Origin of the sequence: Bradyrhizobium sp. LMG 9283, assembly GCF_045571415.1 — a bacterium.
Classification (GTDB): domain Bacteria; phylum Pseudomonadota; class Alphaproteobacteria; order Rhizobiales; family Xanthobacteraceae; genus Bradyrhizobium.
This window is the reverse complement of sequence record NZ_CP120691.1, coordinates 1381077-1404530: the sequence shown is the minus strand read 5'-3', so window position 1 is coordinate 1404530 and position 23454 is coordinate 1381077. Positions and strand designations below refer to the sequence as shown.

Annotated in this window: 28 protein-coding genes and 1 riboswitch; of the genes, 15 read left to right on the top strand and 13 right to left on the bottom strand. The window is 65.0% G+C overall.

All coding sequences use genetic code 11. The features are described 5' to 3' along the window. Positions 1-187: 187 nt before the first annotated feature. Positions 188-667 carry a MaoC family dehydratase gene (locus P6U29_RS06615; RefSeq protein ID WP_407116860.1) on the bottom strand — a complete coding sequence of 160 codons (480 nt, stop codon included), beginning with the start codon at positions 665-667 and terminating at the stop codon, positions 188-190. Then, on the bottom strand, positions 667-1119 hold the full coding sequence (locus P6U29_RS06610; RefSeq protein ID WP_407116859.1) for a MaoC family dehydratase: 453 nt from the start codon (positions 1117-1119) through the stop codon (positions 667-669). The genes P6U29_RS06615 and P6U29_RS06610 overlap by 1 nt, the downstream gene beginning before the upstream one ends. A gap of 180 nt (positions 1120-1299) precedes the next feature. On the opposite strand from P6U29_RS06610, the gene P6U29_RS06605 reads away from it, so the two are divergent. After that, entirely contained in the window at positions 1300-1596 is a 297-nt protein-coding gene (locus tag P6U29_RS06605; protein ID WP_018648333.1) for a DUF4282 domain-containing protein, read from the top strand. 145 nt (positions 1597-1741) lie between these two features. On the opposite strand, the gene ychF is transcribed toward P6U29_RS06605, so the two are convergent. The 4 genes from ychF to P6U29_RS06585 form a co-directional block, all read right to left on the bottom strand. Beyond that, a complete protein-coding gene (gene ychF, locus P6U29_RS06600) occupies positions 1742-2839 on the bottom strand; it encodes a redox-regulated ATPase YchF (RefSeq protein ID WP_407116858.1) in 1098 nt (365 codons plus the stop codon). Positions 2840-2844: 5 nt separating this feature from the next. Continuing rightward, entirely contained in the window at positions 2845-3450 is a 606-nt protein-coding gene (gene pth / locus P6U29_RS06595) for an aminoacyl-tRNA hydrolase (protein ID WP_407116857.1), read from the bottom strand. Between the two features lie 58 nt (positions 3451-3508). Next, complete coding sequence (locus tag P6U29_RS06590) at positions 3509-4228, bottom strand: 50S ribosomal protein L25/general stress protein Ctc (RefSeq protein WP_407116856.1); 720 nt, start codon at positions 4226-4228, stop codon at positions 3509-3511. Between the two features lie 245 nt (positions 4229-4473). Continuing rightward, positions 4474-4725 carry an accessory factor UbiK family protein gene (locus P6U29_RS06585; protein ID WP_027575783.1) on the bottom strand — a complete coding sequence of 84 codons (252 nt, stop codon included), beginning with the start codon at positions 4723-4725 and terminating at the stop codon, positions 4474-4476. Between the two features lie 199 nt (positions 4726-4924). On the opposite strand from P6U29_RS06585, the gene lgt reads away from it, so the two are divergent. The 5 genes from lgt to P6U29_RS06560 all read left to right on the top strand — a co-directional run bounded on the left by lgt (position 4925) and on the right by P6U29_RS06560 (position 9698). Beyond that, positions 4925-5770: a prolipoprotein diacylglyceryl transferase gene (gene lgt, locus P6U29_RS06580; protein ID WP_407116855.1), complete on the top strand. Its 846-nt coding sequence runs from the start codon at positions 4925-4927 to the stop codon at positions 5768-5770. 21 nt (positions 5771-5791) lie between these two features. Continuing rightward, positions 5792-6910, top strand: coding sequence for a class I SAM-dependent methyltransferase (locus P6U29_RS06575; RefSeq protein ID WP_407116854.1), 1119 nt, complete (start codon positions 5792-5794; stop codon positions 6908-6910). Continuing rightward, entirely contained in the window at positions 6907-7674 is a 768-nt protein-coding gene (gene pgeF, locus P6U29_RS06570; RefSeq protein ID WP_407116853.1) for a peptidoglycan editing factor PgeF, read from the top strand. The genes P6U29_RS06575 and pgeF overlap by 4 nt, the downstream gene beginning before the upstream one ends. 246 nt (positions 7675-7920) lie before the next feature. Further along, entirely contained in the window at positions 7921-8550 is a 630-nt protein-coding gene (locus P6U29_RS06565; protein ID WP_407116852.1) for a hypothetical protein, read from the top strand. 194 nt (positions 8551-8744) lie between these two features. Then, positions 8745-9698, top strand: a complete 954-nt coding sequence (locus P6U29_RS06560) for a ribose-phosphate pyrophosphokinase (RefSeq protein ID WP_407116851.1) — start codon at positions 8745-8747, stop codon at positions 9696-9698. A 147-nt stretch (positions 9699-9845) separates the two neighbouring features. Here the strand turns inward: P6U29_RS06560 and P6U29_RS06555 are convergent, their stop codons facing one another. Then, positions 9846-10406: a 6,7-dimethyl-8-ribityllumazine synthase gene (locus P6U29_RS06555; protein WP_407116850.1), complete on the bottom strand. Its 561-nt coding sequence runs from the start codon at positions 10404-10406 to the stop codon at positions 9846-9848. 78 nt (positions 10407-10484) lie between these two features. Continuing rightward, positions 10485-10642: riboswitch (FMN riboswitch) on the bottom strand. 410 nt (positions 10643-11052) lie between these two features. Between P6U29_RS06555 and P6U29_RS06550 the strand changes: the two genes are divergently transcribed. Together P6U29_RS06550 and proC are read left to right on the top strand one after the other, a co-directional pair. Continuing rightward, positions 11053-11553 carry a YbjN domain-containing protein gene (locus P6U29_RS06550; RefSeq protein WP_407116849.1) on the top strand — a complete coding sequence of 167 codons (501 nt, stop codon included), beginning with the start codon at positions 11053-11055 and terminating at the stop codon, positions 11551-11553. Between the two features lie 230 nt (positions 11554-11783). Then, positions 11784-12611 (top strand): pyrroline-5-carboxylate reductase, encoded by an 828-nt coding sequence (gene proC / locus P6U29_RS06545; RefSeq protein WP_407116848.1) that lies wholly within the window; start codon positions 11784-11786, stop codon positions 12609-12611. Between the two features lie 97 nt (positions 12612-12708). Here proC and P6U29_RS06540 read toward each other — a convergent pair whose 3' ends face one another. The 4 genes from P6U29_RS06540 to P6U29_RS06525 all read right to left on the bottom strand — a co-directional run bounded on the left by P6U29_RS06540 (position 12709) and on the right by P6U29_RS06525 (position 16342). Next, positions 12709-13113: a thioesterase family protein gene (locus P6U29_RS06540; RefSeq protein ID WP_407116847.1), complete on the bottom strand. Its 405-nt coding sequence runs from the start codon at positions 13111-13113 to the stop codon at positions 12709-12711. A gap of 113 nt (positions 13114-13226) precedes the next feature. Continuing rightward, a complete protein-coding gene (locus P6U29_RS06535; protein WP_407116846.1) occupies positions 13227-13475 on the bottom strand; it encodes a 4-oxalocrotonate tautomerase family protein in 249 nt (82 codons plus the stop codon). Positions 13476-13530: 55 nt separating this feature from the next. Then, entirely contained in the window at positions 13531-15045 is a 1515-nt protein-coding gene (gene hisS / locus P6U29_RS06530) for a histidine--tRNA ligase (protein ID WP_407116845.1), read from the bottom strand. Positions 15046-15259: 214 nt separating this feature from the next. Next, positions 15260-16342: a branched-chain amino acid aminotransferase gene (locus P6U29_RS06525; RefSeq protein WP_407116844.1), complete on the bottom strand. Its 1083-nt coding sequence runs from the start codon at positions 16340-16342 to the stop codon at positions 15260-15262. A gap of 342 nt (positions 16343-16684) precedes the next feature. On the opposite strand from P6U29_RS06525, the gene P6U29_RS06520 reads away from it, so the two are divergent. Genes P6U29_RS06520 through P6U29_RS06505 form a run of 4 tightly spaced genes read left to right on the top strand, consistent with a single transcriptional unit; the run spans position 16685 to position 19821 of the window. Further along, positions 16685-17227, top strand: coding sequence for a MarR family winged helix-turn-helix transcriptional regulator (locus P6U29_RS06520; protein WP_407116843.1), 543 nt, complete (start codon positions 16685-16687; stop codon positions 17225-17227). Further along, positions 17224-17952: a response regulator gene (locus tag P6U29_RS06515; RefSeq protein WP_407116842.1), complete on the top strand. Its 729-nt coding sequence runs from the start codon at positions 17224-17226 to the stop codon at positions 17950-17952. Before P6U29_RS06520 ends, P6U29_RS06515 begins: the two co-directional genes overlap by 4 nt. Positions 17953-17970: 18 nt before the next feature. Further along, complete coding sequence (locus P6U29_RS06510; RefSeq protein ID WP_407116841.1) at positions 17971-19359, top strand: ATP-binding protein; 1389 nt, start codon at positions 17971-17973, stop codon at positions 19357-19359. A gap of 51 nt (positions 19360-19410) precedes the next feature. Beyond that, on the top strand, positions 19411-19821 hold the full coding sequence (locus P6U29_RS06505; RefSeq protein WP_407116840.1) for a hypothetical protein: 411 nt from the start codon (positions 19411-19413) through the stop codon (positions 19819-19821). Between the two features lie 7 nt (positions 19822-19828). Here the strand turns inward: P6U29_RS06505 and P6U29_RS06500 are convergent, their stop codons facing one another. Further along, positions 19829-20359, bottom strand: a complete 531-nt coding sequence (locus P6U29_RS06500) for a DUF3617 domain-containing protein (RefSeq protein WP_407116839.1) — start codon at positions 20357-20359, stop codon at positions 19829-19831. Between the two features lie 43 nt (positions 20360-20402). Continuing rightward, entirely contained in the window at positions 20403-20708 is a 306-nt protein-coding gene (locus tag P6U29_RS06495; protein WP_407116838.1) for a hypothetical protein, read from the bottom strand. A 183-nt stretch (positions 20709-20891) separates the two neighbouring features. On the opposite strand from P6U29_RS06495, the gene P6U29_RS06490 reads away from it, so the two are divergent. The 3 genes from P6U29_RS06490 (at position 20892) to P6U29_RS06480 (ending at position 23216) form a co-directional block, all read left to right on the top strand. After that, positions 20892-21356 carry a hypothetical protein gene (locus P6U29_RS06490; RefSeq protein ID WP_407116837.1) on the top strand — a complete coding sequence of 155 codons (465 nt, stop codon included), beginning with the start codon at positions 20892-20894 and terminating at the stop codon, positions 21354-21356. Between the two features lie 120 nt (positions 21357-21476). Beyond that, positions 21477-22169 carry a ribonuclease T2 family protein gene (locus P6U29_RS06485; RefSeq protein WP_407116836.1) on the top strand — a complete coding sequence of 231 codons (693 nt, stop codon included), beginning with the start codon at positions 21477-21479 and terminating at the stop codon, positions 22167-22169. Positions 22170-22355: 186 nt separating this feature from the next. Continuing rightward, positions 22356-23216 (top strand): 23S rRNA (adenine(2030)-N(6))-methyltransferase RlmJ, encoded by an 861-nt coding sequence (locus P6U29_RS06480; RefSeq protein ID WP_407116835.1) that lies wholly within the window; start codon positions 22356-22358, stop codon positions 23214-23216. Positions 23217-23454 lie beyond the last annotated feature (238 nt).

Genomic DNA, 23454 nt, shown 5'->3' with positions numbered 1-23454 from the left:
CCTGTCCTCTGCCAATTCGTTTCAAATAGGCAGCGACAGGTTCATAATTAGTTAGCATCTCACCGGTTCCGCCAAACTGCTTCGCGGTAACCATGTTGCGCAGGCTTATGGCAGCCGCCCGGAATAGCGTCCATAGCGCGAGGGCAACACTTGCGCACTCATTTGCCCCGTCCATCTTGGAACAGATCTAACCGCCCTTGCGCAGCGGCACGAAGGCGGAGGCGGTGATGGAATAGACCTCCTCGCCGCGCTGATTGGTGCCGGTGGTGCGGGCCGTCAGAATACCCCAGCCTGGGCGCGAGGCCGAGGAGCGCTTGTCGATGACTTCGTTGACGTAAGCGACGGTATCGCCGGCGAGCACCGGCCTGATCCAGCGCAGGTCGCGAAAGCCGGGAGACGGGCCCCACACCGCAACCTCCTCGCCACGTGAAGCGGCTTCGCGCGCCAGGCGCTGGCCGTCGGCGACAAGCAGGCTCATGCAGGCCGAGCCGACATGCCAGCCCGAGGCGGCGAGTCCGCCGAACAGCGAGTTCTTGCCTTCCTCCTCGTCGAGGTGAAAGCGCTGCGGATCGAACTTTGCGGCGAATGTCTTGATGGACTCCGCCGTGAACGTATAGGAGCCGATCTCGCGGCGCTGGCCGATCGCGATGTCTTCGAAGAACCGCATCAGACCACTCCCTCGCGTCGCTTGATCAGGATCGGCGAGGTCATCTCGGCGAGCGCCTGTCCCGCCGCATTGCGCGCGGTGCATTTGAACTTCACAATGCCGAGCTCCGGGCGGCTCTTCGAGGTGCGCGCCTCCACGACGTCGACATCGAGCACAAGATCGTCGCCAGGGCGCAGAGGTGACAACCAGCGCACCTCGTCAACGCCAGGAGATCCCAGTGACGCGGCGCGGGTGATAAAACCGTCGGCCATCATCCGCATCATCAGCGAACACAGGTGCCAGCCCGAGCCGGACAGGCCGCGCAGCATGCTCCTGGCCGCCGCCTCTTCGTCCAGGTGCATCGGTTGCGGATCGAACTCGGCGGCAAAGGCCAGAATCTCGTCGCGGGTGACATGGCGCGGGCCGAACGTGCCGAACCGGCCGGGCGGGAAATCTTCGAAGGTCAGGGTCATCTTGGGAAAGCTTTGCGGGAATGACAGATTGTGGCCGCACTTTGCAGCAATCTCAAGCCGCCGGCCCGCATGGCTCGTGCTACATAGGAGGTGGCAGCGGTGGTCTTGAGTCGGATCAGCCGAGGGCCACGATCCATCGACGCGGCCGAATTTGACGTCCCGATTTGCCTGGGGAGAGCAATGTTTTCATTCAGCGACCTATTCCAATGGGACCGCTTCATCACGCCGACGATCATCAAGACCTTCTACTGGCTGGTGATCGCGCTGATCTGCCTGTTCGGCCTCTCCGGCATCTTCTCAGGTCTCGCTGCGATGGCGATCAGCCCGTTCGGCGGCTTCCTGGTGCTGCTATCCTCGATCGCGAGCGTCGTGGTCGGCATCGTGTTCTCGCGCATCGTCGCGGAGCTGATCCTGATCGTCTTCCGCATCAACGAGCATCTCGGCGCGATCCGGGATCAGGGCGGCGGGATGCGGTGATCTCGTATCCCGGACGCGGCGCGGCATGCAATGACGCGGCGCAGAGCCGGGACCCATGCATCCACAATCAAGACTCCTGGGCCCCGGCTCTGCAGCGCACCGCTGAAGAAGCGCTGCGCTGCGTCCGGGGCACGCAGTCGGCCTCTTACGTATTGAACCGGAAATGCATCACGTCGCCGTCGGCGACGACGTATTCCTTGCCTTCGAGGCGGAGCTTGCCGGCATCGCGCGCGCCGGCTTCGCCGCCGAGCGTTACGTAATCCGCATACGCAATCGTCTCGGCGCGAATAAAGCCCTTCTCGAAATCGGTGTGGATCACGCCGGCCGCCGCTGGCGCCTTGGTGCCGCGGTGAATGGTCCAGGCGCGGGCTTCCTTCGGGCCCACGGTGAAGTAGGTGATGAGGTCGAGCAGCGTGTAGCCGGCGCGGATTAGGCGATCGAGGCCGGCTTCTTCGAGGCCCAGCGTCTCCAGGAAGTCGGCGCGCTCCTCACGTGAGATCGTCGCGATCTCGGATTCGATTTTGGCGGAGATGACGACGGCGACTGCGTCTTCCTTCGCAGCCTGCTCCTCGACCGCCTTGGAGAAGGTATTGCCGGTGGCCGCGGAGCCCTCTTCGACATTGCAGACGTAAAGCACCGGCTTCGACGACAAGAGGCCGAGCATGGAGAACGCGCGCTCCTCCTCCGCCTTGCGCTCGACGAGGCGCGCGGGCTTGCCCTCGCGCAGCAGCACCAAAGTGCGGTTGACGAGGTCGAGCTGCTCCTTGGCGTCCTTGTCGTTGCCCTTGGCCTTCTTGGTGAGGTTATCGACGCGCTTCTCGAGGCTGTCGAGGTCGGCGAGCATCAGTTCGGTCTCGATAGTCTCGATGTCGGCGAGCGGCGCGATCTTGCCCTCGACATGGGTGATGTCGGAGTCCTCGAAGCAGCGCACGACATGCGCGATGGCGTCGACTTCGCGGATGTTGGCGAGGAACTGGTTGCCGAGGCCTTCGCCCTTGGAGGCGCCGCGCACGAGGCCCGCGATGTCGACGAAGGTCAGCCGGGTCGGAATGATCTGGCCGGACTTGGCGATCGCGGCGAGCTTCTCCAGCCGCGGATCCGGCACGGCGACCTCGCCGACATTCGGCTCGATGGTGCAGAACGGATAGTTCGCGGCTTGCGCCGCGGCCGTTTCGGTCAGCGCATTGAACAAGGTCGACTTGCCGACATTGGGCAATCCGACGATCCCGCATTTGAATCCCACGAGCGTTATTCCTTGCCGTTCTCGTCCTTGGTCAAAAATCCCTTCGCCTGCATGGCGAGATGCACCCTGTTGGCGAAGGTCGCGTCCGTGCCTTTGGCAAGCAGCGCCGCATGCTCGGCGACCGCGTCGCAGAGCGTCGCCACCCATTCGTTGTCGGTCTTGGCGAAGTCCGACAGCACGTAGCCGTGCACCAGCTCCTTGACGCCGGGATGACCGATGCCGAGCCGCACTCGGCGATAGTCGTTGCCGATATGCGCCGAGATCGAGCGCAGGCCGTTGTGGCCGGCGATGCCGCCGCCGATCTTCACCCGCACCTTGCCCGGCGGCAGCTCGAGTTCGTCATGCAACACGGTGACATCGCCCTCGGCGATCTTGAAGAAGCCTGCCGCTTCCTGAACGCTGCGGCCGGACTCGTTCATGTAGGTCGTGGGCTTGAGCAGGATCACGCGCTCAGTGCCCAGCGAGCCCTCGGAGGTCTCGCCCTGAAAACGACGGCGCCATGGCGCGAAGCCATGACGCCGCGCGATCTCGTCGACGGCCATGAAGCCGATATTGTGCCGGTTACGTGCGTATTTCGCGCCGGGATTGCCGAGCCCAACAAAGAGTCGCATGACGCGGCGCGCCCCTCGCTCGGCGCGCGATCAAGGACCGCGCGCCAGCTTTGAGAGATTACTTCTTCTTGTCGCCGCCGGCGGGAGCCTTGGCAGCCGCCGCGGGAGCAGCAGCAGCCGGAGCAGCCGCACCAGCCGCCGGAGCAGCCGCAGCGCCCGGAGCAGCGCCAGCGGCAGCCGCCGCAGCCGCGGCCTTCTGCTCTTCGGCGTAGCCGGACGGCGGCACGATGGTGACGAGGGTCGCGTCCTCGCGCGTCAGCGCCTTCACGCCGGCCGGCAGCTTGATGTCCGACAGATGCAGCGAGTGACCGATCTCGAGCGAACCGACATCAGCCTCGATGTATTGCGGGATGCTCTCGACGCCGCATTCGAGCTCGATCGCGTGGGCGACGATGTTGACGGTGCCGCCGCGCTTCACGCCCGGCGAGCCTTCCGCCTTCACGACATGCAAGGGAACGCTGATGCGGATGGTGGCGCCTTCGCCGAGCCGCATGAAGTCGACATGGATCGGGAAGTCCTTGACCGGATCGAGGTGATAGTCGCGCGGAATCACGCGGTGCTTCTTGCCGTCGAGGTCGATGTCGACCAGCGTGGTCAGGAACCGGCCGGCGAGGATGCGCTGGCGCAGTTCACGATCTTCAATCGAGATCGTCAGCGGGGGCTGGTTGTTGCCGTAGATCACTCCGGGCACTCTCCCGGCGCGACGCTCTGCCCGGGCGGCCCCCTTGCCGCTCTTCGGACGTGCGGTCGCCTTCAATTCCTTGACGGTCGTCGCCATGTCGTTAAGTCCTTGTTTTTGCAAAAGTTAATGGGCCGCAAGGCGGCCCATGGCATCGTCCGCAGCAAGCCTCCAGGGGTGCGGGGGCCGCGAACGTGGCGGGCTTTTACCCGGAAGATGCGGAAATGACAAGGAGAATGGGCTGGCACGAAGTAGCTCGGATGAGCGAAGCGACATCCGGGACCGGCGGTAGTTGGGGCAAGATCCCGGATATCGCTTCGCTCATCCGGGCTACGGGACCGGAATTATCCGCCCAGTTTCGCCTCCAGCGCGGCAATCCGCGCCTTCAGGGCCTCATTCTCCTCACGCGCCAGGCGCGCCATGTCCTTGACGGCTTCGAATTCCTCGCGCTTGACGAGATCCATGTCGCGCAGGAATTTTTCGGCCTGGCTGCGCATTACCGTATCGAATTCGCGCTTGACGCCCTGGGCGGCACCGGCGGCGTCGTTCATCAGGCGGCCGATCTCGTCGAAAAACCGGTTGCTGGTCTGGGTCATGGCGGGCCTCCGATAAACTTTGCGCGAACTCTGGAAGAGACAATGGCAATCTGATTGGACCGGTTCAAGGGCGAAGCGGCGGTATCCTTGTCATGCGCCGGTTTCCTTGCAATCGTATTCAACGTCCCTGCATAAGAAGAATCACAGGGCGTCCGCTGGCGCTCGACCGCCGCGATCTGGCTTGGACATAGAAGGCGCGATGCCCTTTCTGCTGATCGACTTTCCCGCCTTCAAGCCGATCGCGATCGAGATCGGCCCGTTCGCGATCCGCTGGTACGCGCTCGCCTATATCTGCGGCATCGTATTCGGCTGGCTCTATGCGCGCTCGCTGCTGAAGAACGAGCGCCTATGGGGCGGGCCGGCGCCGATCTCACTGGTGCAGGTCGACGACTTCATCCTCTGGGTCACGCTGGGCATCATCCTCGGCGGCCGCACCGGCTATGTACTGTTCTACAACCTGCCCTTCTTTATCGATCATCCCGCCGCGATCTTCAGATTGTGGGAGGGCGGCATGTCGTTCCATGGCGGCTTCCTCGGCTGCGTCGTCGCGGTGATGTGGTTCGCCTACCGCAACCGGATCTCGATCCTGTCGCTCGGCGACATCACCACCGCAGTCGCCCCGGTCGGGCTGCTGCTCGGACGGATCGCCAATTTCATCAATGGCGAATTGTGGGGCCGCGCCACGGACCCGAGCCTGCCGTGGGCGATGATCTTCCCCAATGATCCGACGCAGCTGCCGCGCCATCCGAGCCAGCTTTATGAAGCCGGCATGGAGGGCATCCTGCTGTTCACCGTGCTCGCGATCATGATCCGCTTCGGTGCGCTGAAACGCGCCGGCATGATCCTCGGCAGCTTCATCCTGATCTACGGCCTGACCCGGATCGCCGGCGAGCATTTCCGCGAACCCGACGCCCAGCTCGGTTTCCTCTGGGGCGGATTAACCATGGGCATGCTGTTGTCGATCCCGATGCTTATTGTAGGCCTCATACTTATTGTATGGGCTGTGAGGCGCGGTGCGCCGAAGCCGATCGAGGCCGTTCGTTAATTCATTTCGAGAAAGCACGCCGTGACCGACCAGCCGCTCCTCAACGAGATCAAGGCGCTGATCAAATCCTCAGGCCCGATGCCGGTCTGGCGGTACATGGAACTGTGCCTGATGCACCCGCGCTACGGCTATTACGTCTCGCGCGATCCCTTGGGGCGTGAAGGCGACTTCACCACCGCGCCCGAAGTCAGCCAGATGTTCGGCGAGCTCTTGGGCCTGTGGACCGCCTCGGTGTGGAAGCAGATGGGCTCGCCGCAATTTTTGCGGCTGATCGAGCTCGGCCCCGGCCGCGGCACCATGATGGCCGATGCGCTGCGCGCATTGCGCGTGCTGCCGCCGCTCTACCAGGCGCTGCACATCCACTTGGTCGAGGTCAATCCCGTCTTGCGTGAACGGCAGAGCGCGACGCTCGCCAACGTGCGCAACATCGCCTGGCACGACAGCATCGACGAGGTGCCGGAAGGCCCGAGCATCATCCTCGCCAACGAATATTTCGACGTGCTGCCGATCCATCAGATGATCCGCCACGAGAACGGCTGGCACGAGCGCGTGATCGAGATCGATCCCAACGGAAAGCTTCAGTTCGGCGCGGCGCCGGAGCCGACGCCACGCTTCGACGTGCTGCTGCCGTCCCTGGTGCGCGCAGCTCCCGTCGGCGCCGTGTTCGAGTGGCGGCCGGACGGCGAAATCATGAAGCTCGCCACGCGCGTGCGCGACCAGGACGGCGCGGCGCTGATCATCGACTACGGTCATCTGCGCAGCGATGCCGGCGACACCTTCCAGGCCATCGCGCGCCACACTTTCGCCGATCCCTTGAAGGCGCCGGGCCAGGCCGACGTCACCGCCCATGTCGACTTCCAGGCGCTGGCGCGCGCGGCCGAGGATGTCGGCGCCCGCGTGCACGGCCCGGTGACGCAAGGCGACTTCCTCAAGCGGATCGGCATCGACACCCGCGCCGCCGCCCTGATGCAGAAGGCGGCGCTGGAGGTGGCTACCGACATTTCGGTGGCGCTCAAGCGCCTGACCGATACCGGGCGTGGCGGCATGGGCTCGATGTTCAAGGTGCTCGGCATCTCCGAGCCCCGGCTATCGGGCCTTGCCGGCCTCAGCGATCTCGAACAGGCTGGAGAGGCCTCATGACGCTTGCTTCGTCGCTGCTGTCCGGCGTGCCCGGCCTGCGCCATGCCTTCTTCACCCGCGAGGGCGGCGTCTCCGGCGGCATTTATTCCGCGCTGAACGGCGGGCTCGGCTCCAACGACGATCAGACCCTGGTCGCCGAGAACCGCCGCCGCATGGCTGAACATGTCGGCGTCGCGCCCGAACGCTTCCTCAGCCTGCACCAGATTCATTCGCCCGACGTGCTCGTGGCGGAGGCGCCGTGGCCGAACGGCCCGCGGCCGAGGGGCGATGCGCTGGTGACGAAGACGCCCGGCATCGCGCTCGGCGTCTCCACCGCCGATTGCGGGCCGGTGCTGTTCGTCGATCCCAATGCGCGCGTGATCGGCGGCGCGCATGCCGGCTGGAAGGGCGCGCTATCAGGCGTGCTGGAAGCAACGATCTCGGCGATGGAGAAACTCGGTGCCACGCGCGGCGGCATCATCGCCGCGATCGGCCCCCTGATCCGCCAGGACAGCTACGAGGTCGGCAACGAGTTCGTCGCGCGCTTCATCGAGGCGGATGCGGACAACGCCGTGTTCTTCATCCCGTCGGTGCGCGAGGGCCATGCGATGTTCGATCTCGCTGGATTCATCCGCAAGCGGCTCGAAGCCGCCGGCATCCTGATGATCGACGATCTCGGGCTCGACACCTACGCCGACGAACGCTTCTTCAGCTACCGCCGCTCGGTGCATCGCAAGGAGCCGGACTACGGCCGGCACATTCACGCGATCGCGCTGGAGGGGTGAGGGCTCGTGCCCTGGACGCGGCGCAGCACGCAAGTGATGCGCCGCTGAGCCGGGGCCCATATCTCCGCAATTTCGATCTCGTTGCCTTCTGGGTCCCGGTTCAGCGCAGCGGCACTATGCGCCCAGCGCGCCCGGGACGCGAACACGCCATTGCACACCCGGGCGACATACGAATTCCGGACACCCCTGTTTTGTGTCGCCTCTGCCCTAGACCTTAATCGATTTTAACGATATCGCTGCCCTCCAATGAGGGAAGCGTCATCTTTTCTGCGCCGCGCCGGCTCGCGCGTGCTGGCGGTCATGCTGCTTGCGGCGGCGACCATGCTTGGCGGCTGCGCCGGAGGCGGCGGTGGTGCCGCCAACTCCTATGCGATGGCGCCGAGCGGCGGCAGCGGGGCGACGGTGGCCTTCGAATCCATCGACGGGCCGCCGCCGCAAGTGTTCGACCGCATGGTCGGCGTGCTCGACAGCGAATCCAAGCTACGCAGCCTGTCCGTCGTCTCCCGCGAGGGCACGGCCGCCTACCGCGTGCGCAGCTATCTCTCCGCCCAGGTCGTCCGCGGCAAGACCGTGATCGCCTGGGTCTGGGACGTCTATGACGCCAACCAGCAACGGGCGCTGCGCCTGTCCGGCGAGGAACCGACGTCGGCCAAGGGTGGTCGCGACGCGACACGTGATGCTTGGGCGGCCGCCGACGACCTCGTGCTGCGGAAGATCGCCCAGGCTGGATTCAGCGGACTTTCCAACATGATCAACGGAACGCCGGATGCACCTAGCGCAGCGCCAGGCTTGCGGGGACCGGCCGTGGCGAGCGCTACTCCGGAGGTCCCGGGGGCGGAGATGCCGGCCACAGCGCTCGGCTATGCCGAGCGATAACCCCCGCTAAACCACGGGCTCAAGTCACGGCCAAGCCGTTGGCCCGACTCGGGATTTTCGCAGGGAAAACGTAGCATCCCGGGTTGCCATTTGAGCCCCCGGCCTGATATTTCCTCGCCCGTCGTAACCGTGCTGCCTGTGGGTATTTTCTGATGTTGAACGTCGTATCCAGCAAAGCGCGGGAGGAAGCGTCCATGTCGGCCAAAAACGGCTCCATCAAGCTTGTCGCCGGCAACTCCAATCCGGCTCTCGCCCAGGCTATCGCGCAGGGTCTCGACATGCCGCTGACCAAAGCGGTGGTGCGGCGGTTCGCCGACATGGAGATATTCGTCGAGGTTCAGGAGAACATCCGCGGCTCGGATGCCTTCATCATCCAGTCGACGTCGTTCCCGGCCAACGACAATCTGATGGAGCTTCTGATCATCACCGACGCGCTGCGCCGCTCCTCGGCGCGCCGCATCACCGCAGTGATCCCCTATTTCGGCTATGCCAGGCAGGACCGCCGCTCCGGCTCGCGCACGCCGATCTCGGCCAAGCTCGTCGCCAATCTGATCACCCATGCCGGTGTCGACCGCGTCATGACGCTCGACCTGCATGCCGGCCAGATCCAGGGCTTCTTCGATATCCCGACCGACAATTTGTTCGCTGCCCCCCTGATGGTGCGCGACATCCGCGAACGTTTCGACCTCGGCAAGGTGATGGTGGTGTCGCCCGACGTCGGCGGCGTGGCCCGCGCCCGCGGCCTTGCGAAGCGCATCAACACCCCGCTCGCGATCGTCGACAAGCGCCGCGAGCGTCCGGGCGAATCCGAAGTCATGAACGTGATCGGCGATGTCTCCGGCTACAGTTGCATCCTGGTCGACGACATCGTCGATTCCGGCGGCACGCTGGTGAACGCGGCCGACGCGCTGCTCGCCAAGGGCGCCAAGGACGTCTACGCCTACATCACCCATGGCGTGCTCTCCGGCGGCGCCGCCGCGCGTATCTCCGGCTCGAAGCTGAAGGAGCTGGTGATCACCGACTCGATCCTGCCGACCGAGGCGGTGACCAAGGCGCCGAACATCCGCACGCTGCCGATCGCCAGCCTGATCTCGGACGCGATCGCGCGCACCGCGGCGGAAGAGTCGGTGTCGAGCCTGTTTGACTGATTTTTCTTTATTGTCATTCCGGGGCGGCGCGTCAGCGCCGAACCCGGAATCTCGAGATTCCGGGTTCTCGCTACGCGAGCCCCGGAATGACTTCGATAGCGAATGCGGTGGGCACGCTTGCGCTTTGCCCACCCTACGGCAGTCTGCCTACCCCACGATGCCCGCCGCGACTTGGCCGCGCAGGCGCTCCAGGCCGAGCAACGTCTCGGCGCAGGCTGCCGCGACCTCCACGCCCTTGATGGCAAAATGCTTGCGGAAGAAGTCGTAGTGCACCTCGGTCTCGTGGAATTGCTGCGGCGTCAGCACGGCCGAGAACACCGGCACCTCGGTGCGGAGCTGCACATCCATCAGCGCCTTGATCACGGTGTCGGCGACAAATTCGTGGCGGTAGATGCCGCCGTCAACGACGAGGCCCGCGGCGACGATCGCGGTGTAGCGCCGCGTCTTGGCGAGGACCTGAGCGTGCAGCGGGATCTCGAACGAGCCCGGCACTTCGAACACGTCGACGTGGGTGAGGTGCCGCGCCTCCGCCTCCTTCAGGAAGGCGATGCGGGCCTCCGCGACCACGTCGCGGTGCCAGCAGGCCTGCACGAAGGCCACCCGCTGCGGCTTTGCGAAGCGCGGATGCTCCGTCACCGGGCCCTGTGGAACCGGCGGCTGGGTGGGCTGGGACGTTTCGGTTTGGGGATCTTGCAACATCTGATTCATGGCTTTCCTCGGTTTAAGGACCAGAATCAGGGCACACGGAACGACAAACAGCCGCATCCTCTCGATGCGTCTGCCAGCGACCGTTCTCTTTCATCCGGACTTTGACCGTCGGCTTCGGAGTTGCACCGAATCTGCTGACCCTTCCTTCGGGATAACCCTCACGGAAGGCGCTCGCGGGCTTGGGCCTTTCGGCCCTTACCGCCGGTGGGGACTTTCACCCCGCCCTGAGAACATCGGCCATCCGGAATGAACGGCCTGCGAGGAAATATGCCGCCGGTAAGCGGTGGCGGCAAGCGCGTTCCGCATGGGCAAAGCGCATGGTCCCATGCCGCCGCGGCGGTTCGGCCCTCGCATGGCGGAATTTGCCCCGAGCGCCTTTGGAGAATCCGATTCCGGTTTGTTCTCATCTGTTAAGAATTGTGGCGGAGATGAGCTGTGGACGAACGAGTCCTGGCTTGTGGACGGACTCGCGACCCCGTTGCGCAGATTCCGCAAATCACATCACTTGATCCGCGACAGGCCCGCGTTGATCCGAGGGGATCGCGAGAGCGACCCCAGAGATCGCCGTACCGACGTTTAGGGAGCGCGCGCCGGGCCCAACCGCGTGCGTATCAAAGACAACAAGAAGGCAAGAGGTCGAGACGGCATGTCCCTGCTCGAAGGCACTATCGATTCCAGAAGCCATCCGCTCGCGGTGGTCGAGGACATTGCTGCCAGCAACAACTGGCCGTTCGAACGCTCCGGCGAAGACGAACTCACGATTGTCTCGAAGGGACAATGGACCGACTACCAGCTCTCCTTCACCTGGATGGGCGAGATCGAGGCGCTGCATCTGGCCTGCGCATTCGACATGAAAATTCCGCTGCCGCGGCGAAGCGAGGTGCAGCGGCTCGTCGCCGCCGTGAACGAGCAGCTGTGGGTCGGCCATTTCGATCTGTGGACCAACACCGGCTTGATCATGCACCGCCAGGCCTTGGTGCTACCGGGCGGCCTCACCGCCTCGACCGCGCAATGCGAGGCCATGCTCGCCGGCGCCATTCACGCCTGCGAGCGCTACTTCCCCGCGTTTCAGTTCGTGGTGTGGGCCGGCAAGACCACCGCGCAGGCCATGGACGCGGCGATGTTCGACACAGTGGGCGAGGCGTAGGTCTCGCAGGACGTGAGGGAGCCGCAGCTCCCTCCCCGCCGTCGTCCCGGACAAGCGAAGCTGCTGGCAACGCGAAGCGTTGTCCAGGGCGGAGCGCCGATCCGGGACCCATACCGCGTGATGGACCTTTTGGCATGCGGCTTGTTGCCACCACCTTCATCCACTAGAACCGCCTGTGGTTATGGGTCCCTGCGTTCGCAGGGACGACAACTTTTGCTTGGGTGATCACAGTGGCAACCAACAACACCCTCCAAAACATCACCGGAACCATCCTGCTCGCCGGCGCCGGCAAGATGGGCGGCGCGATGCTGACCGGATGGCTTGCGGGCGGGCTCGATCCGCGCCGCGTCGCGGTGATCGATCCGCACATTGCGCCCGAGATCTCCGCGCTGGCCGCCAAGGGCGTCGCGCTCAATCCCGACGTGACGACCGCCGGCACGATCGACACGCTGGTCGTCGCGGTGAAGCCGCAGATGTTCCGCGAGGCCGGCGCCAAGCTGAAGCCGTTCGTCTCGGACAAGACCTCGGTGGTCTCGATCATGGCGGGCACCACGATCGCCTCGCTTGAAGAGGTCTGCGGCGGCGCCGTGGTGCGCGCAATGCCGAACACGCCGGCCGCGATCGGCCGCGGCATCACCGTTGCGGTCGCGGCGAAGAACGTCAGCCCCGCGCAGCGCGCGGTGGCCGATGCGCTGCTGCGCGCCACCGGCTCGGTGGAATGGGTCGAGGATGAAGGATTGATGGACGCGGTGACGGCCGTCTCCGGCTCGGGGCCGGCCTATGTCTTCCTGCTCGCCGAGGAGCTCGCCCGCGCCGGGGTGGAAGCGGGATTGCCCGAGGCGCTGGCGACGAAGCTCGCCCGCGAGACCGTCGCCGGCTCCGGCGAGCTGCTGCACCGGTCGGAGCTGCCCGCCAGCACGCTGCGCCAGAACGTCACCTCGCCCGGCGGCACCACGGCCGCGGCGCTCGGCGTGCTGATGGGCGAGCCCGGCCTGCGCGAATTGATGATCCGCGCCATCGCGGCGGCGACGAAGCGGTCGAAGGAACTGGCGAAGTAAACAGGTCCCGTAGGATGGGCAAAGCGACAGCGTGCCCACCAACTTCATCGCGGTCGCGGAAAGATGGTGGGCACGACGCCACGCGCCTTTGCCCACCCTACGGCGTCGTGCCCACGGCTAGCCGCTTGTTGAACATCTCGACATTGACGAGCCCGCGGGCGTGGCGGCCCTGGCCGAGCTTGCGCGTGCCCTCGAATGCCTCGACCTCGAAGCGGATGACGCGGCGCTCGACTGCGACCACCTTTGCGGTGGTCCGCACCGTCGCCCCGACGGGCGCGGCGGCAAGATGGCGGATGTCGACCTCGGTGCCGACGGTGACCCAGCCCGGCTGAAGCGCGGCGCGGATCGCATCGCCCGATGTCATCTCCATCTCCAGGATCATCATCGGCGTCGCATAAACGAAAGGCATGCCGGGCACGAAATGCCCGACCGTGCGCTCCGCCGGGACCACCAGCGTACGCTCGGCGCTCATGCCGATCGTGATGAAGTCGCGTGCGTCCATCTTGATCGCTCGTCATTCCGGGGCGCGCGAAGCGCGAACCCGGAATCCAGAAGTTTATGGCTCGAGATTCCGGGTTCAGCCCTGACGGGCTGCCCCGGAATGACGCTAACGCGTCACTTCTTCGCAGCCGCCGCGCGCTCCACGAAGGTCTTGCCGCCCTTCATCTTGTGGCGGAGCGGGGCTTCGTTGATCTGGATGACGACGGCATCGGCATCGACGCCGAGATTCTTCACCAGCGCCTGGGTGATGTCGCGCATCATGCCGGCCTTCTGTTCGTCGGTACGGCCTTCGGCCATGCTGATGGTGATCTCAGGCATTCTTCTCTCCCTTGCGGCCGCACACCGGCCATTGACGGTCGCCATCAAACAAGACGTGGATGCCCGGGACAAGCCCGGGCATGACGCTGCCTGCGAATAGCTAGCCCCAGCTCACGTCATGGCGCGCCAAGACCTCGCGCACCTTGGCGACGAGATCGGCCTCGCTGCACGAGAACTGTGCGGGCCGGCTCTCGCGCCATTCCTGGTTGGAGGCGATCGCGGCGGCCGCCTTGGCGCCCTCGATCAGGTCCTTGACCTGCACCTCGCCGCGCGCCTTCTCGTCCGAGCCCTGGATGATGACGCAAGGTGAGTTGCGGCGATCGGCATATTTGAGCTGGTTGCCCATGTTCTTGGGATTGCCGAGATAGAGCTCGGCACGGATGCCGGCAGTGCGAAGGCTTGCCACCATCTTCTGGTAGTCGGCGACGCGGTCGCGGTCGAACACGGTGACGACGACGGGCCCGAACTCGGGGCGCGTGTCGAGCTTGCCGAGCAGGGTCAGCGCCGCCTGCAGCCGCGACACGCCGATCGAGAAACCGGTCGCCGGCACCGGCTCGCCGCGGAAGCGCGAGACGAGGCCATCGTAACGTCCGCCGCCACCGACCGAGCCGAAGCGTACCGGGCGGCCCTTCTCGTCCTTGGTATCGAGCAGCAGTTCGACCTCGTAGACGGGGCCGGTGTAATATTCGAGGCCGCGCACGACGGAGGGATCGATCTTGATGCGATCTGCACCGTAACCCGACGCCGTCACCAGCTTGGCGATCTCTTCCAGCTCGCTGACACCAGCCTGACCGACTTCGCTCTTGGCGAGATAAGTCTCTGCCGCCGAGATAGCCTCTTTCCAATCTTCGCGCGGCTTGGTGATGGCGAGAACAACGTCAGCTTCCGCCGCGCTCAAATTGGCGCCTTTCGTGAAGTCGCCCTTGCCTTCTTCGCCGCCATCCCATCGTCCAGGACCAAGCAGCTTGCGCACTTCGTCGGCGGAAAACTTGTCCAGCTTATCGATCGCTCGCAGCACGGTCAGTCGGCGTGCCGCATTGTCGTCACCGCCAAGCCCGATCGCTTCCAAAACGCCGTCGAGCACCTTGCGATTGTTCACCTTCACCACATACTGGCCGCGCTGAATGCCAAGCGCTTCCATCGTGTCGGCTGCCATCATGCAGATCTCGGCATCCGCCCCCGGCGTGGCCGAGCCCACGGTATCGGCGTCGAACTGCATGAACTGGCGGAAGCGGCCGGGGCCGGGCTTCTCGTTGCGAAACACATAGCCGGCGCGATAGCTGCGATAGGGCTTTGGCAGCGTGTCGAAATTTTCAGCGACGTAGCGCGCGAGCGGTGCGGTCAGATCATAGCGCAGGCTGATCCACTGCTCGTCGTCGTCCTGGAACGAGAACACACCCTCGTTCGGACGATCCTGATCGGGCAGGAATTTTCCGAGCGCGTCGGTGTACTCCATCGCCGGCGTCTCCACCGGCTCGAAACCGTAGAGCTCGTAGACGGCGCGGATCTTCTCGACCATCTCGCGCGTCGCCCGGATCGCGGCGGGATCGCGATCCTCGAGCCCGCGCGGCAGGCGCGCCTTCAGTTTCTGGGGTTTTTTGGGTTTCTCGGCCATGCGCGGCGTTTACCAGCCGACGCGGGAGGCGGCAACCGTCCTACGGCTGCTCGTGCCAGATGATGACAGCCGGCGTTCCCCGGATGCTGCGCAGCGCGCCGTCTCTTGGCGGCGTGGTGCGCTGCTGATCAGGGGTCCATTGACGCTGGGATGGGTCCCGGCTCTGCGGCGCACCGCTAAAGAAGCGCTGCGCCGCGTCCGGGACACAAGAGTCCTAGAAGACCTTGCGGATCCAGTCGTGGGGATCGTTGGTGCGGCCGTACTGGATGTCGATGAGCTGCTTGCGCAGGCCCATGGCGACGGGGCCGGCGGCGCCGCCCGAGATCTCGAAATCGCCGCTCACCGAGCGCACCTTGCCGATCGGCGAGATGACGGCGGCAGTGCCGCAGGCAAACGCTTCCTTCAGCTTGCCTGACGCCGCATCCTTGCGCCACTGCTCGAGCGAATACGGCTCCTCGCGCACGGTCTTGCCGGCATCGCGGGCCAGCGTGATGATGGAGTCGCGGGTGATGCCCGGCAGGATCGTGCCGAGCGGCGGCGTCGAGAGCGAGCCGTCGTCGAACACGAAGAAGATGTTCATGCCGCCGAGCTCCTCGATATAGCGGCGCTCGACCGCATCGAGGAACACGACCTGATCGCAGCCGTGCTGGATCGCTTCGGCCTGGGCGCGCAGGCTCGCGGCATAATTGCCACCGCATTTGACCGCGCCGGTGCCGCCGATCGCGGCGCGGGTATAATTCTCGGACACCCAGATCGAGACCGGCGCAGGCCCGCCCTTGAAGTAGGAGCCGACGGGCGAAGCGATCACCGCAAAGATATATTCGGACGACGGCTTGACGCCGAGGAAGGTCTCGCTCGCGATCATGAAGGGCCGCAAGTAAAGGCTGCCCTCGCCGCCCGGCATCCAGGCACGGTCGATGCGAACGACCTGCTCGACCGCCTCGATGAAGACGTCCTCAGGCAACTGGGCCATTGCCATCCGGTCCGCCGAGTCCCTGAAGCGCCGCGCATTGGCGTCGGGGCGGAACAGGTTCACGCCGCCATCGTCGCGCTTGTAGGCCTTCAGGCCCTCGAAGATTTCCTGGGCGTAGTGCAGGACCGCGCCGGCCGGATCCAGCTGGAAGTTGGCGCGCGCCTCGATCCGCGCCTCATACCAGCCGCCCTTGGCCTGATTGTAGCGGACGATCGCCATGTGATCGGTGAAGACCCGCCCGAAGCCGGGGTCCACCAGCTTGGCGGTACGGTCCTTTTCGGACGTCGGATTGGATGCGGGCTGGATGTCGAATTTCATGCTCATGTTCTTGCCTCCCGCTGCCGGTTATGGCGCTGTTCTGGCGCCCGCCTGCCCCGCGTTGGGGGGCCCGGCCGGCTTGATTGGTTTCTGCCGGACCACCGCCAGCCTTGTTACGGCCGGTTTCCGTGGCCAGCATGTCGCCGAGGACATGCTTTTGCGGAAGGCGGAAGTCCAGTATGTTTTGCCGAAATGCCGCTCGACAATCGCACGATAGATCTGATCGGCCGTCGTCGCCTGTCCGGCTCTCTCCGGCCGCCTTGCTCCGATTGGTCCACCCGACGCGAAGCGATCTAAAATTTCGTGCGGGTCGATCGTTTTGTAACATTGAACCCAAGATACGTCAATATGCCTGACATAAATTTCATAACCGCTCCTCCTGACGTCGCCGAATCTCGGCCCGCCGCGTCGGATGGAGGCAATTTGCGCTGGGATATCATCGAGCTCTTGTTCTTCGCCTATCGCGACTTCGTCGGCGACCCCGACCAGGAGCTGGAGGCGTTTGGGTTCGGCCGCGCCCACCACCGGGTCATGCATTTCGTCTATCGCTATCCCGGCCTCAAGGTCGCCGACCTGCTCGACGTCCTGCGCATCACAAAACAGTCGCTCGGCCGGGTGCTCAAGCAGCTCCTGGACGAGGGCTACATCGTGCAGAAGACCGGCGACAATGACCGTCGCCAGCGCCTGCTCTACGCGACACCGAAGGGCGAGGCGCTGGTGCAGAAGCTCGCCGGGCTCCAGACCACGCGGATCACCAGGGCGCTCGCGGAGATGGCTCCGCAAGACGCCGAGACCGTGAAGCGCTTCCTGCGCGCGATGATCGACCGCGACGATCCGGACAAGGTGCTCGAGACGATCTTCGCTTCCGTCAACCACGACGCCAAGGAGTGACCGTGCTCGCTGCCACGCTCGCCCGCCCGCCGGTGCAACCGGCCGACGATGCCCCGCATCTGCTGCTGGTCGATGACGACCGCCGCATCCGCGATCTGCTCTCGCGCTTTCTCGCCAGTGAAGGCTACCGCGTCACCACCGCGGCGAGCGCCAGCGATGCGCGCTCGAAACTGCTGGGCCTGCATTTCGATCTCTTGATCCTCGACGTGATGATGCCCGGCGAGACCGGCTTCGACCTTGCCCGTTTCATCCGGGCCTCGTCCTCGGTGCCGATCGTGATGCTGACGGCGCGGCATGAGGCGGAGGCCCGCATCGAAGGTCTTCAGATCGGCGCTGACGATTACGTCGCAAAGCCGTTCGAGCCGCGCGAGCTTGCGCTGCGCATCAACAACATCCTCAAGCGCGCCGCGCCGCCGCCGCAGGCCACGACCGTCGAGAAGATCGCGTTCGGTCCCTACGTCTACCATCTCGATCGCGGCGAATTGCGCCAGGGCGAGGAGGTCATCCACCTCACCGATCGCGAGCGCGAGATGCTGCGGATTCTCGCGGAGACGCCGGGCGAGACCGTGCCGCGCAGCGCACTGACCGGCAATGGCAGCGTCAACGAGCGCGCCGTCGACGTGCAGATCAACCGCCTCAGGCGCAAGATCGAGACCGATCCCGCCAATCCGCTGTTCCTCCAGGCGGTGCGCGGCATCGGCTACCGCTTGGTGGCCTCGCCATAAATTAGTGAAGCGCGCTAGATGAGCACGATCGATACCGGCCTGACGCTTCTGAAGAGCGCCGCCGGCCGCGTTTCGGCGGCGAATGGCTGGATGGGCAATGCCTTCAAGGGCTGGATGCCGACCGGCCTCTATGCCCGCGCGCTCCTCATCATGATCGTGCCGATGGTGGTGCTGCAATCGGTCGTCGCCTTCGTGTTCATGGAGCGGCACTGGAACACGGTGACGCGCAGATTGTCCGCTGCCGTGGTGCAGGACATCGCCGCGCTGATCGATGTCTATAAGGGCTATCCGCAAGACAAGGACCGCGACCAGATCCGCCGCATCGCGCAGCAGCGTCTCGGCCTCGTCGTCGATTTCCTGCCCGCCGGCGACATGCCGCCGCCAGGGCCAAAGCCGTTCTTCTCACTGCTCGACCAGACGCTGTCGGTGCAGCTCGGCCGCCAGATCGGGCGCTCGTTCTGGATCGACACGGTCGGCCGCTCCAACCTCGTCGAGATCCGCATCCAGCTCGACGATGCCGTGATGCGCGTGTTCGCGCAGCGCAGCGCCGCTTATGCGTCGAACTCGGAGATCTTCCTGTTCTGGATGGTCGGCACGTCCTCGATCCTCTTGATCGTCGCGGTGCTGTTCCTGCGCAACCAGATCAAGCCGATCCTCCGCCTTGCCGATGCCGCCGAAAGTTTTGGCAAGGGCCGCGAGGCGCCGAATTTCCGTCCGCGCGGCGCGCGCGAGGTGCGGCGCGCAGCGGTCGCCTTCCTCGAAATGAAGTCGCGCATCGAGCGCACGATGGAGCAGCGCACCGCGATGCTCGCCGGTGTCAGCCACGATCTGCGCACCATCCTGACCCGCTTCAAGCTCGAGCTGGCGCTGATCGGCGACAGCCCGGAGCTCGAGGGCATGCGCAAGGATGTCGACGAGATGTCGATGATGCTGGAGGATTATCTCGCCTTCGCCCGCGGCGATTCCGGCGAGCAGTCGCAGCCGACCGACATGGCGCAGGCGCTCGAGGAGCTGCGCAGCGACGCCGAACGCCACGGCCACACCGCGACGGTATCCTTCCACGGCCTGCCGGTGGTGACCGTGAAGCCGGCCTCGTTCAAGCGCTGCCTCGCCAACCTCGTCACCAACGCGGCGCGCTACGGCAAGGCCATCGCCATCACCGGCCAGCGCGATCACCGTTATCTCACCGTCACGATCGACGACGACGGCCCGGGCATTCCCGCGCACTTGCGCGAAGAGGTGTTCAAGCCGTTCCTGCGGCTGGACAACGCCCGCAACCAGGACGAGGGCGGCACGGGCCTCGGCCTTGCCATCGCCCGCGACATCGCTCGCTCGCATGGCGGCGACATCACGCTGGGTGACAGCCCGATGGGGGGCTTGAGGGCGAGCGTAAGGATACCGGTGTAGCTGAATGCGGCGCAGCCACAGGCGCACCAATCCTGCGGAGTTAGAGAAAGCATGAATGGCATGGACGGATTCGTCGCCAAATTCGTCTCACCGTTCGATGGGAGCGCAGTCATCATCGAGGATGATGGCAAGGTGGCCTACGCCTACATGCTCGATCGAAACGGGAAGATCTGTAGCGACGTGTGGCTCTACAATCGCTGCCCAACCCCGATTGAGCCCGAGTGGCACGACGCGGCGAACCTGCCGTTCGCCAATCCGGCGTCGTTCGTCAACGAAAGCTCTCGCTTCGTCCCTCCCGGCTCGACCCACGATTTCACCGTCGCGTGGGATGAAGCCGGCGGCCCTGTCGCCGCCAAAATCCTTCTACGCGATGACTATTTCGCGAGATTGGAGGCCGGAAGGAAGCCGGGCTGGTCAGCCTTGGCGGCCAAGGACGGCCCGTTGGCGCACGTGTTGCAATAACACCCGCCTATTTCGGCAGCAGCGCCTTCAGCTTGTCCATGTCGCGCACGTTCATCTTGAAGCCGCCGGGCATCACGATGTCGCCGGGCTTCTGCTCCGGCTTGCAGGCTCCTAGCCACTTGGCTTGCAGCTTCGTGGTGTTATCGCGGCCCGCCGCGCCGGCGACGCCGCCTTGCGCATGCGAGGTCGTCTTCACCGTGTAGGCCGAGTTGAAATCGCCAGTGATCTCGGCATGCGAGGTCGTGCTGACGCCGGCGACGCTGCACTCGGAATCGCTGACATAGCCGGTCGCGGTCTTCTTGATCTCCTGCTTGGCGCAGATCTGCTTGGCCATCGGGGAGACGTTATTGCTCATCTCCTTGTCGACGGTCTCGTCGGTGCAGTGCTGCATGGTCATCTCCGGCACGGGCGAGCCTGATGTGACCAGCTTCATTTCCCAAAGACCGGCCTTGCGCACCGGCAGGTCGTCGGCGCCGGCGCTGCCTGCCGACAACGCGAGGCAAAGCGTCGAGCCGAGCAAAGCGAGTTTGCGCGTCATGTGGAAGGCTCCCGGCTAACAGATTGCAGCGTACGACAACGCCTCAGTAGAGCGTGCGGATCGGCCGATCGGCGGCGCCATAGGGCACCCAGCGGCAGGAGAACGAGATGTAACCGCCCTCATAGGCCTGCACGCCGAGGAATTTCACCACCTTGCCGTAGCGTGCGCAGTGATCGACCGCGACCTGCCGCGCGTCGACCTGGCTCGCCATGGAATAGGCGATGATGCCGCCGGTGTCGTTGCCCTTGAACGGAGGCACCGGAAGGATATCGGCGCGCGCCAGCTGGCTCGCCATCGTACCCGAGACAACCAGGCCGGCAAAAAGGCCCGCGGCCGCAATGATTCGCATTCCCGTCACTCCAATTGGCTGGCGGCAGTTTACGGTGCCGGGATGGAAGTGAAAAGAAGCGAAGGCCAGTTGGCCGCGACGTCTCGGTCAACTCCTGGCGAAGTGTTGCCGCGCTGCACTTGACCTCCCCCCGCCTTCGCGGCACCGTCCCACCTTCGCAAGACTTGAACGTCCGGATTGATCATGCGCGCCCCCTCCCCGACGAAATCGCTCCGCTTTGCCGCCGTGCTCGGCCTCATGTTCGGGGCACTGTCGCTCGGCGAGGCCAAGGCCGCCAATGGACTTGAAATGAATTTCTGGCTGAGCGGGCCGCGCTACGACGGCGCTGTTGCCGATTGCGACAAGGCGCTGCCGACGATCGCCACCCAGTTCTGGGAGAAGGAAAGCTCGTTCTGGAATTCCTCGTTGAAGATCACGGGCTTCTCGGCCGTTCGAGAAGTCGCGTTCCGGCCCTGGCAGTCCGACAACATTCCGCGCCGCTATTGCACCGCTGACGCCATGCTCAACGACGGCAAGGTGCGCAAGGTGCATTTCTCGCTCATCGAGGACGGCGGCTTTGCCGGCTACGGCAACGGCGTCGAGTGGTGCGTGGTCGGGGTCGATCGCAACTGGGCCTACAACCCGGCCTGCCGCGCCGCCAAGCCCTGATCCGAAGAGCGCCTGATTCGGGCTGATCGGCCGGAAGACGACATCGTCTCCAAATTTTGTTCTTGAAATGTTCACATCGCCTGCTAGGCTGCCCGCACAGTCTAGTTGAGGGGCGTCGCCATGTTTCATTCCAGATTGCGTTCGTTGTCCCGTCTGATGATCTCGTTGACCCTCGCTGCCGGGTTGGCAACTCTCGCCGGCGGTGCGAAGGCCCAGGATAAGCGGCAGAACGCGCCCGGCGAGTTCGATTTCTATGTGCTGTCGCTGTCGTGGTCGCCCTCGTTCTGCGAGGAGGCTGCCGAACGCGGCGGCCGGTCACAGATGCAATGCGGCGGACGGCCCTACGCCTTCGTGGTGCATGGGCTGTGGCCGCAATATGAGAATGGCTTTCCGGAATACTGCCAGCGGCCGGCGCCGCGGCTGAATCGCAACATCGTCTCCTCGATGCTCGACCTGATGCCGGCGCCGGGCCTGATCTTCAACGAATGGGACAAGCACGGCACCTGCTCCGGGCTCGAAGGCCGCAGCTATTTCGAGACGATCCGCAAGGCGCGCGCCGCGATCAAGATCCCGGCCGAATATCTCGATCTGTCGCAAGCCAAGACCGTGGCGCCGGCGGAGGTCGAGGAGGCCTTCATCAAGGCCAATCCCGGTCTCAGCAATGCCGCCGTCTCGGTCACCTGCAACCGGACACGGCTATCCGAGGTCCGCATCTGCCTCAGCAAGGACCTGCAATTCCGCGCCTGCGACGAGATCGAGCGCCGCGCCTGCCGCCGCGACCAGGTGACGATGCCGCCGATCAGGGGCGGGTAGCCACGCTCTCGTGCCCCGGATGCAGCGCAATGCGCCGCGAACCGCGGCGTAGTGCGCTGCTGCTCCGGGGCCTATCGCGAAGAGCTGGGTCCCGGCTCAGTGGCCCAGCGCTGCATGCTGCACCGCGTCCGGGACACGTGATCGTGCCTCTTTGCTCAAGCCATCACGTGGCGTAGTGCTGTTTTCATGAACTACCGCCACGCCTTCCACGCCGGCAGCTTCACCGATGTCATCAAGCACATCGTGCTGGCGCGCATCCTCACTTACTTGCAGGACAAGCCGGCGGCGTTCCGCGTCATCGACACCCACGCCGGCGCCGGGCTCTACGATCTCGACAGCGACGAGGCGCGCCGCGGCGGCGAATGGCTGACCGGCATTGCGCGGCTGCTGCAGGCGCGCCTGTCGAACGAGACCGCGGCGCTGACCAAGCCCTATCTCGACATCGTCCGCGCCTTCAATCCGAAGGGGGAGCTCAGGGCTTATCCGGGCTCGCCGCTGATTGCGCGCGGCCTGCTCAGACCACAGGACCGCCTCGTCGCCTGCGAGCTCGAGCCGAAGGCGCGGAAAGCGCTGATCGACGTGCTGCGCCGCGACGAGCAGGCCCGCGTGGTCGATCTCGACGGCTGGGTGGCACTGCCGGCCTTCGTGCCGCCGAAGGAGCGGCGCGGCCTCGTGCTGATCGACCCGCCGTTCGAAGCCAAGGACGAGTTCGAGCGGCTCGGCGACGCCTTCGCGGCGGCCTTCGCAAAATGGCCGACCGGTATCTATGTCATTTGGTATCCGGCCAAGAACCGGCGGGCCACCGACACGCTGGCCCAAACGGTCGCGCGGCTCGCAGCTGCAGCAAAGCCGCCGGGGAAATGCCTGCGCCTCGAATTCAGCGTCGCGCCGCAAGCCGACAGCGCCGCCCTCACCTCCACCGGGCTCCTGATCGTCAATCCGCCCTATACGCTGCACGGCGAGCTCAAGACCATCCTGCCCGAGCTGGAAATGCCGCTCGGCCAGGGCGGGGCTGCCAGATTCCGATTGGAGGTGCCCAAGCCTTAACGCCAGGCCGTAACACTCCGGCATTCTTGGGAAAAATATGCAGGACCGGTAGTCAATATGCAAAGAACCGTATTATGCTGTTTCCGTGACTGGCTTTACGTTCCGCTTCCGCGAATGGTTGCGGCGGAGTGAAGGCCCCAAGAAAGATCCCGCCGGACCGATGAGGTCCGTCCAAGGATGGCCAGCTCCCGGGCTCCGTAAGGCCCGGTCATGTCGTGACGTGAGTCTGCGTCGCGGC